18 protein-coding genes are annotated in these 17,243 nt (G+C 67.0%); 7 read left to right on the top strand and 11 right to left on the bottom strand.

Annotation, left to right across the window (positions count from 1 at the left end; genetic code table 11):
• The first annotated feature begins 106 nt into the window (after positions 1-106).
• The gene (locus A9976_RS22975; RefSeq protein ID WP_183020916.1) at positions 107-1,105 is read left to right on the top strand and encodes a tripartite tricarboxylate transporter substrate binding protein; all 999 of its coding nucleotides are present in this window, start codon (positions 107-109) and stop codon (positions 1,103-1,105) included.
• 118 nt (positions 1,106-1,223) lie between these two features.
• On the opposite strand, the gene A9976_RS22970 is transcribed toward A9976_RS22975, so the two are convergent.
• The 3 genes from A9976_RS22970 to A9976_RS22960 all read right to left on the bottom strand — a co-directional run bounded on the left by A9976_RS22970 (position 1,224) and on the right by A9976_RS22960 (position 4,844).
• Positions 1,224-2,513, bottom strand: a complete 1,290-nt coding sequence (locus tag A9976_RS22970) for an EAL and HDOD domain-containing protein (RefSeq protein ID WP_183020915.1) — start codon at positions 2,511-2,513, stop codon at positions 1,224-1,226.
• Between the two features lie 58 nt (positions 2,514-2,571).
• On the bottom strand, positions 2,572-3,849 hold the full coding sequence (locus A9976_RS22965; protein WP_183020914.1) for an EAL and HDOD domain-containing protein: 1,278 nt from the start codon (positions 3,847-3,849) through the stop codon (positions 2,572-2,574).
• 188 nt (positions 3,850-4,037) lie between these two features.
• Complete coding sequence (locus tag A9976_RS22960) at positions 4,038-4,844, bottom strand: ferritin-like domain-containing protein (protein ID WP_013801101.1); 807 nt, start codon at positions 4,842-4,844, stop codon at positions 4,038-4,040.
• Between the two features lie 54 nt (positions 4,845-4,898).
• Between A9976_RS22960 and A9976_RS22955 the strand changes: the two genes are divergently transcribed.
• Together A9976_RS22955 and A9976_RS22950 are read left to right on the top strand one after the other, a co-directional pair.
• Complete coding sequence (locus A9976_RS22955; protein ID WP_012206911.1) at positions 4,899-5,423, top strand: gamma carbonic anhydrase family protein; 525 nt, start codon at positions 4,899-4,901, stop codon at positions 5,421-5,423.
• 35 nt (positions 5,424-5,458) lie between these two features.
• The gene (locus A9976_RS22950) at positions 5,459-6,451 is read left to right on the top strand and encodes an Hsp33 family molecular chaperone HslO (protein ID WP_183020913.1); all 993 of its coding nucleotides are present in this window, start codon (positions 5,459-5,461) and stop codon (positions 6,449-6,451) included.
• Positions 6,452-6,463: 12 nt separating this feature from the next.
• Here A9976_RS22950 and A9976_RS22945 read toward each other — a convergent pair whose 3' ends face one another.
• The 6 genes from A9976_RS22945 to A9976_RS22920 all read right to left on the bottom strand — a co-directional run bounded on the left by A9976_RS22945 (position 6,464) and on the right by A9976_RS22920 (position 11,784).
• Positions 6,464-6,892: a hypothetical protein gene (locus A9976_RS22945; protein ID WP_183020912.1), complete on the bottom strand. Its 429-nt coding sequence runs from the start codon at positions 6,890-6,892 to the stop codon at positions 6,464-6,466.
• A 175-nt stretch (positions 6,893-7,067) separates the two neighbouring features.
• Positions 7,068-7,346, bottom strand: a complete 279-nt coding sequence (gene ftsB, locus A9976_RS22940; protein WP_012206908.1) for a cell division protein FtsB — start codon at positions 7,344-7,346, stop codon at positions 7,068-7,070.
• A 65-nt stretch (positions 7,347-7,411) separates the two neighbouring features.
• Positions 7,412-8,698, bottom strand: a complete 1,287-nt coding sequence (gene eno / locus A9976_RS22935; RefSeq protein WP_012206907.1) for a phosphopyruvate hydratase — start codon at positions 8,696-8,698, stop codon at positions 7,412-7,414.
• 234 nt (positions 8,699-8,932) lie between these two features.
• Positions 8,933-9,223 (bottom strand): DUF1330 domain-containing protein, encoded by a 291-nt coding sequence (locus A9976_RS22930; RefSeq protein WP_183020911.1) that lies wholly within the window; start codon positions 9,221-9,223, stop codon positions 8,933-8,935.
• Between the two features lie 3 nt (positions 9,224-9,226).
• Positions 9,227-10,084 (bottom strand): 3-deoxy-8-phosphooctulonate synthase, encoded by an 858-nt coding sequence (gene kdsA / locus A9976_RS22925; protein ID WP_183020910.1) that lies wholly within the window; start codon positions 10,082-10,084, stop codon positions 9,227-9,229.
• A gap of 41 nt (positions 10,085-10,125) precedes the next feature.
• The gene (locus tag A9976_RS22920) at positions 10,126-11,784 is read right to left on the bottom strand and encodes a CTP synthase (RefSeq protein ID WP_183020909.1); all 1,659 of its coding nucleotides are present in this window, start codon (positions 11,782-11,784) and stop codon (positions 10,126-10,128) included.
• Between the two features lie 102 nt (positions 11,785-11,886).
• Here A9976_RS22920 and coaBC point away from each other — a divergent pair, with 102 nt between their 5' ends.
• The 4 genes from coaBC to A9976_RS22900 all read left to right on the top strand — a co-directional run bounded on the left by coaBC (position 11,887) and on the right by A9976_RS22900 (position 15,075).
• Positions 11,887-13,110, top strand: a complete 1,224-nt coding sequence (coaBC, locus tag A9976_RS22915) for a bifunctional phosphopantothenoylcysteine decarboxylase/phosphopantothenate--cysteine ligase CoaBC (protein WP_183020908.1) — start codon at positions 11,887-11,889, stop codon at positions 13,108-13,110.
• Positions 13,111-13,127: 17 nt separating this feature from the next.
• Positions 13,128-13,673 carry a hypothetical protein gene (locus tag A9976_RS22910; protein ID WP_183020907.1) on the top strand — a complete coding sequence of 182 codons (546 nt, stop codon included), beginning with the start codon at positions 13,128-13,130 and terminating at the stop codon, positions 13,671-13,673.
• Between the two features lie 70 nt (positions 13,674-13,743).
• Entirely contained in the window at positions 13,744-14,193 is a 450-nt protein-coding gene (gene dut, locus A9976_RS22905; RefSeq protein ID WP_034396440.1) for a dUTP diphosphatase, read from the top strand.
• Positions 14,194-14,259: 66 nt separating this feature from the next.
• Positions 14,260-15,075: a hypothetical protein gene (locus A9976_RS22900; RefSeq protein ID WP_183020906.1), complete on the top strand. Its 816-nt coding sequence runs from the start codon at positions 14,260-14,262 to the stop codon at positions 15,073-15,075.
• Between the two features lie 46 nt (positions 15,076-15,121).
• Here the strand turns inward: A9976_RS22900 and A9976_RS22895 are convergent, their stop codons facing one another.
• Together A9976_RS22895 and A9976_RS22890 are read right to left on the bottom strand one after the other, a co-directional pair.
• On the bottom strand, positions 15,122-16,570 hold the full coding sequence (locus A9976_RS22895; protein WP_183020905.1) for a sensor histidine kinase: 1,449 nt from the start codon (positions 16,568-16,570) through the stop codon (positions 15,122-15,124).
• Entirely contained in the window at positions 16,567-17,238 is a 672-nt protein-coding gene (locus A9976_RS22890; RefSeq protein WP_012206898.1) for a response regulator transcription factor, read from the bottom strand. Before A9976_RS22890 ends, A9976_RS22895 begins: the two co-directional genes overlap by 4 nt.
• Positions 17,239-17,243 lie beyond the last annotated feature (5 nt).

Below are 17,243 nucleotides of genomic sequence, written 5' to 3'. Positions count from 1 at the left end.
GGTGTCTCTGCTGTTGAAATCGTCGAAGTGGCAAAGCCTGTCCCGGGGATATGTGCTTTGCACAACAATCACCGCCGTGTTCGATGTGTTTTCTGCGGAGTTCTCGATGACTGATTTCCTGCGCCGGCATGTGCTGGTGACTTCCATGCTGGCGGCGGCGGTGGCTGCCGCGGCCCTGCCGATGTCTGTGTCGGCTGCCGATGCGGCCTGGCCCAGCCGGCCCATCCGCGTGGTGGTTTCCTACCCGGCCGGCGGCGTCAGCGATGTGGTGGCGCGCGCCCTGGGCGAGAAGCTGGCCGCCCGCCTGGGCCAGCCCGTGGTGGTGGACAACAAGGCCGGCGCGGGTGGCGCCATCGGCCTGGACCTGGTGGCCAAGGCCGCACCCGATGGCTACACGCTGGGCTTTTCCTCCATCAGCCCGCTGACGCTGAGCCCGCACCTGGGCAAGCCGCTGTTCGATCCGCAGCGCGATCTCGTGCCCGTGACCAGCGTGATGTATTCGCCCGTGCTGCTGCTGGGCACGGCCCGCTCCACGGCGACCGATTTCAAGGCACTGGTGGCGCAGGCCAAGGCCCAGCCCGGTGAAGTCCGCTGGGCCACGGCCGGCCTGGCATCGCTGGGCCACATCATGCTCGAGCAGATCATGTATGCCTCGCAGGCCAGGATCACGCACATCCCCTACAAGGGCGGCGGCCAGCAGCTCAATGATGGCCTGAGCGCCCAGTTCGAGGTGCTCTCCACCAATGCCGGCCCGGCCGTGCTGCAGCACATCAAGGCGGGCAAGTTCAAGGCCCTGGCCGTGGGCGCTCCCCAGCGCCTGGAGTCGCTGCCCGGCGTGCCCACGCTGGCCGAGCTGGGCTACAAGAACGCCAACATGACCTCGGTGTTCGGCATCTTCGCGCCCGCAGGAACGCCCGCGCCCGTGCTGCAAAGGCTCAATGCCGAGATCAACCAGGTGCTGGCCCAGCCCGACATGCGTGCCAAGCTGGAGGCTACCGACAACGTGGCCACGGGCGGCAAGGCCGAGGACTTCGCACGCCAGATCGAGGCCGAGTCCCAGTCCAACGCGCGCATCATCCGCGCCGCGGGCATCCAGCTGAACTGACCACCGTGGCGCCGGGCGCCCACGCAAAAAGGGCTTGCAGCCGTGATGGCTGCAAGCCCTTTGTTCTGGCGCCTTGCGTGCGGTGCGCGCCCAGGCCGTCCAGGCCCGTCCAGGCAGTTCAGGCCGTGGGCTCGTCCGCCGTGAGGTTGTCGGCCCAGGCCAGGGCCTGCAGATGCGCCCAATTGACCTGGTGGTTGGACAGCTGCAAGGAGTTGGCGGCGCGCGCAAAGCCTTCGTCGTCACCGCTTTCGCAGGCGCGCGTCAGCTCCAGGAAGGGCGCGAACACGCCCTTGTTGTGCACCAGCGCATCGATCACGGGCTGGGGCAGGGCGATGGATTCCAGCGCCTTTTCCATGGGCTGGCCCAGCATCACGTCCAGCAGCGAGAACACGCCGACCACGAAGGCGTTGTCGCACTCCTCGGGCGAGAGCAGCTCGGCCGTCAGCAACTCCATCAGGCGGCCGCGGACCACGGCGGTCTGGCCCACGGCCGGTGGCGTGCCGCCCGCGCGCGAGGTGGTCAGCAGCAGCGCTGCCCAGCGGAACAGCTTCTTGAGGCCCAGGATCATCACCGCGTGGCGGAACGAGGTGATCTCGCAGGACAGGCCGAACCCCGAGGAGTTGATGAAGCGCAGCAGGTTGAAGGACAGCGTGGGGTCCTTCTTGAGCAGGGCTTCGATCTCGTCCGTGCCGGCCTGCTGGCGCACCAGATTGATCAGCTGGATGATGGTGGCCTGCGTGGGGCGGATGGTGCGCGCCTGCACGAGTTGCGGCTGGGCGAACCAGAAGCCCTGGAACAGCCGCACGCCCAGGTCGCGCATGCGCTCGAACTGCTCGGAGGTCTCGACCTTTTCGGCCACGATCTGGGCGTTGGTGTGGGAGCGCGCGAACTTCACCAGGGTCTCGGCATCGGCCAGCGCAAAGGTCTGCATGTCCAGCTTGATGAAGGCGGCCGCAGGCAGCCAGCTGGCATAGGCGCGGCGCAGCAGGTGCTGGTTGAAGGCCAGGCGGAAGCCGCGCTGGCGCAGGGCCTGGAAGGTGGGCAGGCGTTCCTCGATATCGGCTGCCGTGGCGTTCTCGCCCAGCGTGGGCACCTCCAGCACCACCTTGTCGGGGTGGATCAGCTCCAGGTGGCCGCCGGCCAGGCTGTCATGCGTGCAGTTGATGAAGACCGTCTTCTTGCCCACCAGCGCTTCGGCTCCCGCATACGACAGCGCGTTGAACAGCAGGGCGGCATCGGAGGCCGCCGTGTGCGCATGCTGGGCTGTGGAGCGGTCGAAGAGCTCATAGCCGAAGACATCGCGCGCCTCGTTGACGATGGCCTGGCGCGCAATGACGGCCACCTGTCCGTCCTCCACCCCGGCTGGCAGGGGGGGCGGCGGAGCGGAGGAGTTGTCGTTGGTAGTCATTTGGAAGCTGAAAAAGATGAAGGAGCGGCGGCGTTCAGTTGCATCCTATAGCTTATGGCTATAGAGAGCTGTCTGCCAGTTGATCGGTCCAGGCCAGGGCCTGCAGATGGGCCCAGTTGATCTGCTGGCTGCTCAGGCGCAGTGCGCCTGCGCTGCGGTTGAAGGCTGCGTCGTCGCTGGCTTCGCAGGCCTGGGCCAGGATCAGCAGCTCGCCCAGCACGCCTTCATGGCGCAGCACGGCGGCGGAGACGGCATCGGGCACGGGGATCAGGCTCATGGCCACGTCCTGGGGCAGGTCCAGCATGCTGCCCAGCAGCGAAAAAATGCCGACGACGAAGGCCTGGTCGGCGTCTTCCTCGCTCAGCGATTCCTGGGCCAGCAGCTCCATCAGCCGCCCGCGGATCACGGCGGTCTGGCCGATGGCCGGCGGCGGCCCGCCGTTGCGCGATGCGGTCAGCAGCATGGCTGCCCAGCGGAACAGCTTCTTGAGGCCCATGAGCATCACGGCCTGGCGAAAGGAGGTGATCTCGCGCTGCACGCCGAAACCCACGGAATTGATCAGGCGCATCAGGTTGAAGGCCAGGCCTGCATCCTTCTTGAGCACATCCTCGATGGCATCGGTGCTGGCCTGCTGGCGCACCAGATTCAGCAGCTGGACGATGCTTTGCTGCGAGGGCGACAGCAGCTTGGTGCGCACCACCGTGGGCCGCGCGAACCAGAAGCCCTGGAACAGCTCAATGCCCAGGCGGCCGACCTGCTCATGCTGCTGGGCGCTTTCCACCTTCTCGGCGATCAGCTCGGCGCGCGTGTGGCGGCCGGCGAAGTTGACCAGCACGGCCAGTTGATCGGGTGCCAGCACGGACAGGTCGAACTTGATGTAGTCGGCCAGGGGCAGCCAGGCCGCATAGGCGGACTCCAGCACCGTGTGATTGAAGGCCAGGTTGAAGCCGCGCGCGCGCAGATTGCTGAGGATGGGCAGGCGGGCCTGCACCTCTTGCTGTGCGGCCAGGCCCAGCGGCGGGATCTCCAGCACCACCTTGTCGGGATTGAGCAGCTCCAGATGCCCGCCGGCCAGGCTTTCATGCGTGCAGTTGACGAACATCAGCTTGGTGCCGACCAGATCCTCCTCGCCGGCATGCGACAGGGCCGTGAACACCAGGGACACGTCCGAGGCCGCCGTATGGTCCGGGTAGGCGCGCGAACGGTTGAAAAGCTCGTAGCCGATGATCTGCTGCACCCCGTTGACGATGGCCTGGCGCGCAATCATTCCCCGGTCTGTGGACGCGGGGCTGGCCGCAGGGGCATCGTTGAAGAGATGGACAGGCAATTCGGTCATGGAGTGTTCGGTCAAGGAGGCACGGGAAGCAGCAGATCTGATTGTAGGAATGTTCTGAATAAATATGCCGACAGGCAGTGTCTGCTGGGACAAGTCCGATTGCGGGGTCGGACCCATCCTAGTTTGTAAACCATTGTGTGGCCATGCGTACGGGCGGTGCCTGTCCGCGCGGCTGTGGCAGTCTTTCTTCAGACCTGCTGCAACCAGGCCAGTTCGGTATCGGTGAAGCCGGCCGCGCGGCGCGCGCGCTCGTTGAAGGGCGGGCGCAGGCGCGGTGCCTCGTAGCGTTGCGTCAGGTGCTGGTAGTGCGCCTCGGGCTCCAGGCCTTCCCGCTCGCACAGCCAGCGGTACCAGTGGTTGCCTATGGCCACGTGGCCCACTTCCTCGCGCAGGATGATGTCGAGGATGTCCACGGCCGCCAGCGCATCGGGCGCGCGCGTGTTGCGCAGCTTGTTCTGGATCTGGGGCGTGGCGTCCAGGCCCCGTGCCTCCAGCGTGCGTGGCACCAGGGCCATGCGGGCCACCACGTCATGCGCAGTCTTCTCGCACATGGTCCACAGACCCTGGTGGGCCGGGAAGTCGCCGTAGTCGTGGCCCAGGTGCGCGCGCAGATGCTCGCGCAGCAGGCGAAAGTGCTTGGCCTCCTCGGCAGCCACCTGCAGCCAGTCCAGGTAGTACTGCTGCGGCATGCCGTCAAAGCGCCAGACGGCATCCAGCGCCAGGTTGATGGCGTTGAACTCGATGTGGGCAATGGCGTGGATCAGCACGGCCCGTCCCTCGGGCGTGGCCGGCGAGCGCCTTGCAACGGCGGTGTGGTGGCGCAGCTCGGGCCGCAGCGGGCGGCCGGGCAGGTCCGGTGCGGGATCGGGCAGGGCCGGTGCCTGCGCTGCTATTGAATAAAGCGCCTGCCGTGCATACATGTCCAACGCGGCGGCGGCCTTTTCTTCGGGGTCCGGGAGGCACAAAACCTCAAGGGCGCGGTGACGTAACTCCATCCCTACAATTCTAGGTTTCCTGCCATCACCAATAATTGACGGAGACAAAGACCCATGGCGATTTATGAACTGGATGGAGTGGCCCCTGAAGTGGCAGCATCGGCCTGGGTGGCCGACAGCGCCGAGGTCATGGGCAATGTGCAGCTGGCCGAAGACGCCAGCATCTGGTTCGGCGCCGTGCTGCGCGGCGACTGCGAGAGCATTTCCATCGGCGAGGGAAGCAACATCCAGGACGCCAGCGTGCTGCATGCCGACCTGGGCAAGCCGCTGGTCGTGGGGCGCCATGTGACCGTGGGCCACCAGGTCATGCTGCATGGCTGCACCATCGGCGACGAATCGCTGATCGGCATCGGTGCCGTGGTGCTCAACGGCGCGAAGATCGGCAGGAACTGCCTGGTCGGCGCAGGTGCCCTCATCACCGAGGGCAAGGAGTTTCCCGATGGCTCGATGATCATCGGCAGCCCGGCCAAGGCCGTGCGCCAATTGACGCCCGAGCAGATCGAAGGCTTGCGCCGCAGCGCCCAACACTATGTCGATAATGCGCGCCGGTTCAAGACCGGGCTGCGCAAGCTGGGCTGAGCGAGGCCCGGCACTTTTTTACGGAATCCATCAGCGTGTCTGAACTGCATAAATTCATCTTCGAAGGCCTGCCCGTGCGCGGCTCCATCGTCCGCCTCACCGACGCCTGGCAGGAAATCCTGCAACGCCGCGCGGACAACGGCGAGACCGGCGCCTACCCCGCCGCCGTGCGCGAACTGCTGGGAGAAATGGCGGCTGCGGGCGTGCTCATGCAGTCCAACATCAAGTTCAACGGCGCCCTGGTCTTCCAGGTCATGGGCGATGGCCCGGTCAAGCTGGCCGTGGCCGAGGTGCAGTCCGACTTCGGACTGCGCGCCACCGCCACCCTGATCGGGGAGGCTCCCGAAGGCGCCACGCTGGAGCAATTGCTCAATGTGAACGGTGGTGGCCGCTGCGCCATCACGCTGGATCCCAAGGGTCGCCAGCCGGGCCAGCAGCCCTACCAGGGCGTGGTGCCGCTGCAGGACGCGCAAGGCCGCAGGTTCTCCAGGCTGTCGGACGCACTGCAGCACTACATGCTGCAGTCCGAGCAGCTGGACACCGTGCTGGTGCTGGCCGCCAATGACCAGCTGGCCGCCGGCCTGCTGATCCAGCGCATGCCGGTCAAGGGGGAAGCCAACCTTGCCTCCGCCACCGAAAGCGAGCAGTCGGGCCAGGATGCCATCGGCCTGAACGAGGACTACAACCGCATCGCCATGCTGGCCGCCAGCCTGACGCGCGACGAACTGCTCACGCTCGACGTGGAAACCATCCTGCGGCGCCTGTTCTGGGAAGAAAAGCTGATGCGCTTCGTCCCCCAGCAGGACGAAGAGCGCCCGCGCTTTGCCTGCACCTGCAGCCGTGAGCGCGTGGGCGCCATGCTGGTTTCGCTCGGCATTGAAGAGGTGGACAGCATCCTGGAGGAGCGCGGCAATATCGAGGTGGGCTGCGACTTCTGCGGCAAGCAGTACGAGTTCGATCCCATCGATGCCGCCCAGCTGTTCACCGAGGCCGGCAAGCAGCCGCCGACCTCGACGAACGTCCAGTAAATACGCTCGGAGTCAGTCCCGCCCGCTGCGCAGCGCATCGAACAAGCGCCGCTCGCAGTCGGGGTCGCTGCATTGTTCGCAGCCGTAGGGGCGAAGGCGGGCGCTGCGTTGCACGGGGCTTGCGGGCAGCCAGGACCAGTCCAGTTGCGGAGCCTTGAGCCTGAGCGACTCGGCCAGCTGTTGCCATTGCCGGGCGGTATTGCCGTAGAGCACCACGTAGTCGCGTGACTGGCTTTGCAGCTGGTCGCGCCAATGCTGGAGCTGTGCGGCAGGACCATCGCTGACTCCTTCGTGCTCAGGTACGGGGGCTCTCCAATCCAGTCCCAGCAGGTAGACGGCCCCATGTTCCGGCAGAGGCTGCCCCGGCTCGGCCGCCAGGCATTGCCAGTCGGCAGGAGGTGTTCCGTGGTGCTGCCAGGCCTGGCGCAGTGCATGGGCCATGGAAAGCGCGAGCGCGGGCGGAGATCCCAGAAGAATCACCGGGGGCGGGGGCAAGCGGTCTTTGTCCAAGTACCTGTCTCGGCTTGCGCGCAGGCCCGGGTGAGGGGCGCAGGCGCCTTGTTGCAAAAGCACAAGGCCGGCATGTAGCCGGCCTTGATGCAGAAAATCCCAACCTTCAGCGCCGCACGATCTGCACGAAGATCTCGTTGGGCTTGACCATGCCCAGCTCGCTGCGGGCCTTTTCCTCGACCATGGCCAGGCCGTCCTTGAGGTCGTTGACCTCGGAAGCCAGGCGGTCGTTCTCGGCCTTTTCCAGCGCGTTGGCCACGTTCTGGTCATGGATCTGCTGCTGCAGTTCCTTGACATAGGCCACGCTGCCATGGCCCAGCCACAGCTGTGCATGCACGGCAGCGAGCAGGGCGAGCAGGACGAGAGGTACGACGCGATTGACCATGGGAGCGGACGTGGCTGAAAGGAAAAAGGCTTGCCGGCCGGATGGCTTGCAAGCCTAACGCTTTTTCAGCGCAGGTTGTAGAACGCCTCGCGGCCAGGGTAGTGGGCGATGTCGCCCAGGTCTTCCTCGATGCGCAGCAGCTGGTTGTACTTGGCGATGCGGTCAGAGCGGCTCAGCGAGCCGGTCTTGATCTGGCCGGCGTTGGTGCCCACCGAGATGTCGGCGATCGTCGAGTCTTCGGTTTCGCCCGAGCGGTGCGAGATCACGGCCGTGTAGCCCGCGCGCTTGGCCATTTCGATGGCGGCAAAGGTTTCGGTCAGCGTGCCGATCTGGTTGATCTTGATCAGGATGGAGTTGGCGATCTTCTTGTCGATGCCTTCCTTCAGGATCTTGGTGTTGGTGACGAACAGGTCGTCGCCCACCAGCTGGACCTTGGCGGCCAGGCGGTCGGTCAGGATCTTCCAGCCATCCCAGTCGCCTTCGGCCATGCCGTCCTCGATGGAGATGATGGGGTATTTGTCGCACCAGCCGGCCAGCATGTCGGTCCACTGGGTGGCGGTCAGCGTCAGGTTGCCTTCACCGGCCAGCACGTACATGCCGTCCTTGTAGAACTCGCTGGCGGCGCAGTCCAGGCCCAGGGCGATCTGTTCGCCGGCCTTGTAGCCTGCGTTTTCGATGGCCTGCAGGATCAGCTGGATGGCGGCTTCGTGGTTTTCCACGGAAGGCGCGAAACCGCCTTCGTCGCCCACGGCCGTGCTCATGCCCTTGTCATGGATGATCTTCTTGAGCGCGTGGAAGACTTCGGCGCCCCAGCGCACGGCTTCGCGGAACGAAGGCGCGCCCACGGGGATGATCATGAATTCCTGCAGGTCCAGGCTGTTGTTGGCGTGCGCGCCACCGTTGATGACGTTCATCATCGGCACGGGCAGCTGCATGCCGCCCATGCCGCCCAGGTAGCGGTACAGCGGCAGGCCGGCCTCTTCGGCGGCGGCGCGGGCCACGGCCATGGAGACGGCCAGCATGGCATTGGCGCCCAGGCGGCCCTTGTTGTCGGTGCCGTCCAGGTCGATCAGGGTCTTGTCCAGGAAGGCCTGCTCGGAGGCATCCAGGCCCAGCACGGCTTCCGAGATCTCGGTGTTGATGTGCTCGACGGCCTTGAGCACGCCCTTGCCCAGGTAGCGGCTCTTGTCGCCGTCGCGCAGCTCGATGGCTTCGCGCGAACCGGTGGACGCGCCCGAAGGCACGGCGGCGCGGCCCATCACGCCCGATTCCAGCAGCACGTCGCACTCGACGGTGGGGTTGCCGCGGCTGTCCAGCACTTCGCGGCCTACGATGTCAACGATTGCACTCATGGCATTTCCTTTGCGGTTTTTGAAATCGGTGTGCAGGCGGGTTCCGGTGAGGTTGCGCCCTGGTGCTTGCCGGGCAAGCGGTGTGGGTGGTCGGTGGCGTGGCGGGCTGCCGCGCCACCGGGCACAGCCATGCTCCGCGGCGCAGTATCTGCGATCGGGCGGCGGCTATTGTGCACAAATTGGTTGTATGGCTTTGTATGCGCTGCGCTCTTGACGGGCCGGGATGGCTGGCCGTCAGACGCCCTCCACGCAGACCATGCGCATGATGGACGCGCCTTCGCGGGCCTCGCGTGCACGCAGGTACTCGGGCGTGTCGTAGAAGGCCCGGGCGGCCTCGAAGCTGGGGAACTTGAGGATCACGGTACGGCCGGGATTCCAGTCGCCTTCCAGCACTTCGACCTTGCCGCCGCGCACGCAGACTTCGGCGCCATGCACGCGCATGGCCTCGGTGCTCCACTTGCGGTATTCCTCGTACTGCTCGGACTTGGTGACGGTGACGGACGCGATGATGTAGCCGCTGGCCATGGGTCAGACTCCAAAGTCGTTTTCTAGGAAGCCGTTGCGCTTGGTCACGTCGTCGAGCGCGACCAGGGTTTCGAGCAGGGCCTTCATGTGCTTGAGCGGCACGGCGTTGGGGCCGTCGCTGAGAGCGCAGGGAGGGTTGGGATGGGTTTCCATGAACAGGCCCGCCACGCCCACGGCCACGGCCGCGCGCGAGAGCACGGGAACCATCTCGCGCATGCCGCCGCTGCTGGTGCCGTTGCCGCCGGGCAGTTGCACGCTGTGGGTGGCATCGAAGACGACGGGCGCGCCGGTCTCGCGCATGATGGACAGGCTGCGCATGTCCGAGACCAGGTTGTTGTAGCCGAAGCTGGCGCCGCGCTCGCAGGCCATGAAGCTGTCCTCGGGCAGGCCGGCTTCCCTTGCGGCCGCACGGGCCTTGTCGATGACATTCTTCATGTCATGCGGGGCCAGGAACTGGCCCTTCTTGATGTTCACCGGCCGGCCCGACTGGGCGACGGCGCGGATGAAGTCGGTCTGGCGGCACAGGAAGGCCGGCGTCTGCAGCACGTCCACGACCTGGGACACGGCCGGGATTTCGGACTCGGTGTGCACGTCGGTCAGGATGGGGACCTGCAGGTCCTTCTTCACCTTGGCCAGGATCTCCAGGCCCTTGTCCATGCCCGGGCCGCGGAAGCTGGCGCCCGAGCTGCGGTTGGCCTTGTCGTAGCTGCTCTTGAAGATGAAGTGGATGCCCAGGGCCGCCGTGATTTCCTTGAGCTGCCCCGCCACGTCCATCTGCAGCTGTTCGGACTCGACGACGCAGGGGCCTGCAATGAGAAAGAAGCGCCGGTCGAGGCCGACGTCGAAGCCGCAGAGTTTCATGGTGGGGATTCCTTGGGAAATGGTGGGCGGCGTTGCGGGGCTCAGGACTTGCGCGGTGCCTTCTGGCGCTCGATCGCAGCCTTCACGAAGGCATTGAACAGAGGGTGGCCGCTCCACGGCGTGGACTTGAACTCGGGGTGGAACTGCACGCCGATGTACCAGGGGTGAACTTGCCGGGGCAGCTCGACGATCTCGGTCAGCTGCTCGCGCTGGGTCAGCGCCGAGATCACCAGGCCCGCTTCGCGCAGCTGGTCCAGGTACTGGACGTTGGCTTCATAGCGGTGGCGATGGCGCTCGGTGACCACATCACCGTAGATGCTGTGTGCCAGCGTGCCGGCCTGCACGTCGGAGGACTGCGCGCCCAGGCGCATGGTGCCGCCCAGGTCGGAGTTCTCGTCGCGGGTCTTGACCGTGCCGTCGGCGTCCTTCCACTCGGTGATCAGGGCGATCACGGGGTTGGCGGACTTGGGGTCGAACTCGGTGGAGTTGGCGCCTTCGAGGCCGGCCACGTGGCGGGCGTATTCGATGGTGGCCACCTGCATGCCCAGGCAGATGCCCAGGTAGGGCACCTTGTTCTCGCGGGCGAAGCGGGCGGTGGAGATCTTGCCTTCCACGCCGCGCGAGCCGAAGCCGCCTGGCACGAGGATGGCGTCGTACTGCGAGAGCTTGTCGCGCGCATTGGCGTCGCTGATGGTCTCGGAATCGACGTGGGTGATCTTCACTGCCACATGGCTTTGCATGCCGGCGTGCTTGAGCGCTTCGTTGACGGACTTGTAGGCGTCCGACAGCTCGACGTACTTGCCGACCATGGCGATCTTGACCTCGCCCTGCGGGTGCTCGGTCTCGTGGACCAGGTCATCCCAGCGCTTGAGGTTGGTGGGCGGCGTGTTCAGGCGCAGCTTGTCGCAGATCAGGCCGTCCAGGCCCTGCTCGTGCAGCATGCGGGGCACCTTGTAGATGGTGTCCACGTCCCACATGGAGATCACGCCCCACTCGGGAACGTTGGTGAACAGCGAGATCTTTTCCTTCTCCTCTTCCGGCACCTGGTGCTGCGCACGGCACAGCAGGGCGTCGGGCTGGATGCCGATCTCGCGCAGCTTCTGCACGGTGTGCTGCGTGGGCTTGGTCTTGAGCTCGCCCGCCGTGGCAATCCAGGGCAGGTAGGTCAGGTGCACGAAGGCCGTGTTGTTGGGCCCCTGCTTGAGGGCCAGCTGGCGCACGGCTTCGAGGAAGGGCAGGGACTCGATATCGCCCACCGTGCCGCCGACCTCGCAGATGGCGACATCGACGGCGTCAGGCGTGCCCAGGCCGGCGCCGCGCTTGATGTACTCCTGGATTTCGTTGGTCACGTGCGGGATCACCTGCACGGTCTTGCCCAGGTAGTCGCCGCGGCGCTCTTTTTCCAGAACGCTCTGGTAGATGCGGCCGGTGGTGAAGTTGTTGGACTGCTTCATGCGCGTTTCGATGAAACGCTCGTAGTGGCCAAGGTCCAGATCGGTCTCGGCGCCATCATCGGTCACGAACACTTCACCGTGCTGGAAGGGCGACATGGTGCCCGGGTCCACGTTGATGTAGGGATCCAGCTTGATGAGGGTGACTTTGAGGCCGCGCGATTCGAGGATCGCAGCAAGGGAGGCTGAGGCGATTCCCTTGCCCAGGGAAGACACCACACCGCCTGTGACGAAGACAAATTTGGTCATGTCTTTTATTGGTGGTGGTAAAGCAGGATTATAGATGCGCCGCCGAATTCGCCGCGCCGCGCGGGGCTGCTCGGATGCTCCGGCTCTGCTAAATTGCGCGCCATGACTGAAGTGTTCGCAGGTAAACATCTGGTGCTCGGCCTCTCCGGAGGCGTGGCTTGTTACAAATCTGCCCAGCTGGTGCGCCTGCTGGTGCAGGCCGGGGCCACCGTGCAGGTGGTGATGACCGAGGCGGCAGAGCAGTTCATCACGCCGGTGACCATGCAGGCGCTGTCGGGCCGTCCGGTCTATGGCTCGCAGTGGGACGCACGCGAGCCCAACAACATGCCCCACATCAACCTCAGTCGCGAGGCCGACGCCATGCTGATCGCGCCCTGCAGCGCCGACTTCATCGCACGCCTGGTGCAGGGCCGCTCCGACGAGCTGCTGAGCCTGATGTGCCTGGCGCGTCCCATGGACCGCGTGCCCCTGTTGCTGGCGCCTGCCATGAACCGCGAGATGTGGGCGCACCCGGCCACGCAGCGCAACCTGGCGCAGGTGGCGGCCGACGGTGCGCTGGTGCTGGGCGTGGGAACGGGCGACCAGGCCTGTGGCGAGGTGGGCGACGGCCGCATGCTGGAGCCCGAGGAAATCATGGAGGAGCTGGCTGCCTTCTTCACGCCCCGGCTGCTGCAGGGCCGCCAGGTGCTGGTCACGGCGGGCCCGACCTTCGAGGCCATCGACCCCGTGCGCGGCATCACCAACCATTCCAGCGGAAAGATGGGCTTTGCCATTGCGCGCGCCGCACGCGAGGCGGGCGCCCAGGTGACCCTGGTGGCCGGACCCGTGCACCTGCGCACGCCGCGCGGCGTGCAGCGCATCGACGTGCAATCGGCGCAGCAGATGTTCGATGCCGTGCAGCAGCAACTGCCCCAGGCTGGCGTGTTCATCGCCACGGCGGCCGTGGCCGACTGGCGCCCGGCCACGGCGTCGGACCAGAAGATCAAGAAGGACGGCTCGGGCCAGACGCCCACGCTGACCTTCGTCGAGAACCCCGACATCCTGGCGGCAGCCGCGCAGTCCGAGCCCGCACGCAGCGGCCGGCTGTACTGCGTGGGCTTTGCCGCCGAAAGCCATGACCTGCTGCAGCACGCCAGCGCCAAGCGCCTGCGCAAGCAGGTGCCGCTGCTGGTGGGCAACATCGGCCCCGCGACCTTTGGGCGGGATGACAATGCCCTGCTGCTGATCGACGAGGCTGGCACCATGGAGCTGCCGCACGCCTCCAAGTCCCTGCTGGCGCGCCAGCTGGTGGCCGAGATCGCCAGGCGCCTGCCGCCCGTCCGCTGACACCACCGAAGGCCCGCATGTCACAGAACACCTATGAAGGCCCCCGCCACGGCGACTATGTGCGCTATGTGGATGAGCTGCTGCGCGCCAGCCCCCTGTACCGCTCTGCAGCCCACGGCTGGATGGTGCAGGGACGCAGCGATTTCACCGATGCGGTGGCCACGCCGGGCGCGCAGTCCCAGTCCGTGGTCGAGCGCGTGCGCGAGCAGGTGCAGGCTGCGGCCGAGAAGGCGCGCATCGCCGCGCAGCAGGCTTCGGTGCCCGCCTTGCCGGGGCGCCAGCCAACTGCAGGCGACAGGCATGGCGACAGGAACGGCGATAGAAATGGTGGCAGGGCCGATCGCGGCCGGCAGGCGGCGCGGGCACAGCAAGCCCAGGCCTCCTCCGCCGCCAAGGCTGTCAAGAAGACGGTCTTCAAGATAGGTCCGGGCCAGTTGCTGGGCATCGTGATCGGCCTGATCCTGGCCGTGGTGATTCCGGGCATCGGCCCCTTCATCCTGCTGCTCACCATCATCAATGCCATCGTCAAAGGCTTTCGCAGCGGGCTCAAGTCGTCCGGGTGACGGCGCGGGGCACAATGCGCGCTTTGCTTTTCAAGAGAGCCTGCCGTGAGGCGCTCCCCAGATTGTTTCCATGAACGTTGATATCAAGATCCTTGACGCGCGCCTGCGCGAGAACATGCCCGCCTACGCCACGCCGGGAAGCGCGGGCCTGGACCTGCGCGCCTGCATCGATGCGCCGCTGACGCTGGAGCCCGGCCAATGGCAACTGGTGCCCACGGGCATGGCCATGTACCTCAAGGACCCCGGCTACGCCGCCATGATCCTGCCGCGCTCGGGCATGGGCCACAAGCACGGCATCGTGCTGGGCAACCTGGTCGGGCTGATCGACAGCGACTACCAGGGCCAGCTCATGGTCAGCGCCTGGAACCGCTCGACCACGGCCTTCACGCTGCAGCCCATGGACCGTCTGGCCCAGCTGATCATCGTGCCCGTGGTGCAGCCCAGCTTCAATGTGGTCGAGGAGTTCGAGTCGGCTTCCGAGCGCGGCGCGGGCGGCTACGGCTCTACCGGCAAGCAATAAGGCTTTCCGCCAGACATCATCGCCCGCAGCCGCGCTGCCCGGGCATCGCTCCAGGGAGGAATCCGCATGGCCAGGCCATCCCGGCGCACGCGCCACCGCCCATCCGCGTCATGGACGCGCGTGATGCTGACGCAGGAAGACCGCATGCGCCGTCGCCTGCAGCAGCGCCACTGGCTGCGCCTGCATGCGGCACTGACGGGCGGGTTGAGCCTGGCCGGCATGTCGCTGTTGAGCCTGGGCCTGCTGCACGCGGGCATGCACAGCATGGCGCTGCGCTATGGCGTGGCCCTGGCCTGCGGCTATCTGCTGTACCTGTTGCTGCTGCGCCTGTGGGCCGAATGCATGTTGCGCCGCGACTGGGATGTGCCGGATGTCACGCCCGACGGCAGTGGTTCTTCACCGGCCCGCACGCCGGAGGCTGGCGGATTCGACAGCGGGCAGGGCGGCTCTTATGGCGGCGGTGGCTCCAGCGGCAGCTGGGACGATGGCGGTGCCATGTCCGAGGCCGCTTCCTCGGCGTCGCAAGGCTTTGACGTGCCTGGCATCGATGGGCTGGACGACGGCGCCGTCGTCCTGGTCCCGGTGCTGCTGGTGTTCGCGGCGCTGCTGGTCGCGGTCACGGGCGCAGGCTCGCTGCTGTGGCTGGTCTTTGGCGCCGACCTGTTCCTGGCCGTGGCGGTGGAAGTGGCCTTTGCGCTGCTGATGGCGCGCACGCTCTATGTGGTGGAGCGCGAAGGCTGGCTGCTGGCCGCGCTGCGCCTGAGCTGGAAGCCGGTGCTGGGCGCCCTGGTGGCCGCCGTGGCGCTTGGCGCACTGGGCGACTGGCTGTTTCCCCAGGCAGACACCCTGGTGCAGGTGCTGCGCGCGCTGAGAGGACACTGAGAGGGCACTGGGAGGGCACTGAGCCGCTGCTGCCCCGCTCCGGCCGTCACGCCTGTCTTTTTGCCCCCGGCAGGCGCAGCTGCATGCGCAGGCCGCCCAGCGGCGAGCGGCTGGCCGCGATGCTGCCGCCATAGGTCTGCACCAGGTCACGCACGATATCCAGGCCCAGGCCTGCGCCGGGCCTGCGTTCGTCCAGGCGCTCGCCGCGCTCGAAGATGCGGCCAAGGTCGGCGTCTTCGATGCCGGGGCCGTCATCGTCCACCGTCAGCAGCAAGGGGCAGCCGGCCTGATCGTGCTCCAGGCCCTGGACTTCCAGGCTCACGGCCTGGGCCGCCCACTTGCCGGCGTTGTCCAGCAGGTTGCCCAGGATTTCCATCAGGTCCTGGCCATCGCCCAGAAAGTCCCAAGGCTGCGCATCGCCCTTCAGCGCGAAGCGGATGCCGCGGCCGGCGTGCAGCCGCTCCATGGTGCGCACCAGCGAGGCCAGCGGCGGCTCCAGCGGCGTGCGCAGGCCCGTGGCCTGGCGGGCCGCAGCGCGGGCGCGTGCCAGATGGTGGTCCACCTGGCGGCTGGCGCTTGCCACCTGCTCGCGCACCAGTTCGGCCAGCGCCCCGCCTTCCTGCGCGGCGGCGTTGCCGAGGATGGACAGCGGCGTGTTCACCGCATGGGCCAGGTTGCCGGCCTGCGTGCGCGCGCGCTGCACCATGTCGGCGTTCACATCCAGCACATGGTTGAATTCCTGCACCAGGGGGCGCAGTTCCTGCGGAAACCGGCCTTCGAGGCGTGGCGTTGCCCCCTTGCGCACGTCGGACAGGCCCTTGCGCAGCAACTGCAGCGGCCGCAGCGCCAGGCGCAGCTGCAGCACCACGGCCAGCGCCAGCCCGGCCGCCAGCGTGCCCAGTGCGGCGATCAGCATGGTGGTGAAGCGCTGGATGGGCTCGGCCAGCAGGGCGCTGTCGGCCGCAACGATCAGGCGCAGCGGCGGCGCGTCGGCTTCGGGCAATTGCAGGGGGCGTGCCACGGCCACGAGCTGGTGGCCCTGGCCATCGGGCAGCATGCCGGTGTTCAGCGCCGTGTCCTCGTGGTGCTCATCCGGGCGGCCGGCATCGGCGCGGAACTGGTGCCAGTCCAGCGTCTGGTCCCACAGCGAACGAGAGCGCAGCAAGCCGGCCTTCTCGGGCGGACCCGCGCCATCGCTCACCTGGTCGATCTGCCAGTACAGGCCCGACAGCGGCTGCGCCAGGCGCGGATCGCCCACGGCCAGTCCGACTTCGATGCGCCCTCCGGGCAGGCTGTTGACGGCTGCGCTGAGCTGGTCGAGCTGCAGCACCAGCTGCGCCTGCAACTGCTGCGCGATGTGGTCGCGGAACAGGCCGCGCAGCCCCCAGCCGGCCAGCAGCACGGCCGCCAGCACCCAGGCCAGCGTGCCGGCCAGCAGGCGCAGGCGCAGCGAATCGCCAAGCCGGGATACCTGTCTTTCCTGTGGTGCGTTCATGCCGCGGGCGCGCCTTCCACCAGCCGGTAGCCCAGTCCGCGCACGGTCTCTATGCTGCCGGCCGGCAGCTTCTTGCGCAGGCGGCCGACGAAGACCTCGATGGTGTTGGAGTCGCGGTCGCTGTCCTGCGGGTAGATGTGTTCTGACAGTTCGGTGCGCGATATCACCTGGCCCACGCGCTGCATCAGCAGGGCCAGCACCTTGAATTCATGGCTGGTGAGCGTGAGCGGCTGGCCGGCGACGCTCACACGGGCATGGCGCGAGTCCAGCACGATGGGGCCGCATTGCCACTGGGCGCTGGCGTGCGGGCTGAGCCGGCGCAGCAGGGCGCGCAGGCGGGCCATCAGCTCTTCCATGTGGAAGGGCTTGGCCAGGTAGTCGTCGGCGCCGGCATCCATGCCGGCCACCTTCTCATGCCAGGCGCCGCGCGCCGTGAGGATCATCACCGGCATGACCCGGCCCTGCGCACGCCAGGCGCGCAGCACGGTGAGCCCGTCGCGCACGGGCAGGCCCAGGTCCAGCACGGCGGCGTCGAATTCCTCGACCTCGCCCAGGTACTGGGCCGTTGCGCCGTCCGCGGCCGTCTCCACCGTATGGCCTGCCTGCTGCAAGGCCTGTACCAGTTGCCCGCAGAGCGTGGGCTCGTCTTCCACCACGAGGATTCGCATCTGCG

The organism is Delftia sp. UME58, from assembly GCF_014170385.1.
Lineage (GTDB): Bacteria > Pseudomonadota > Gammaproteobacteria > Burkholderiales > Burkholderiaceae_C > Comamonas > Comamonas acidovorans.
This window is presented reverse-complemented; position numbering and strand designations above follow the sequence as displayed.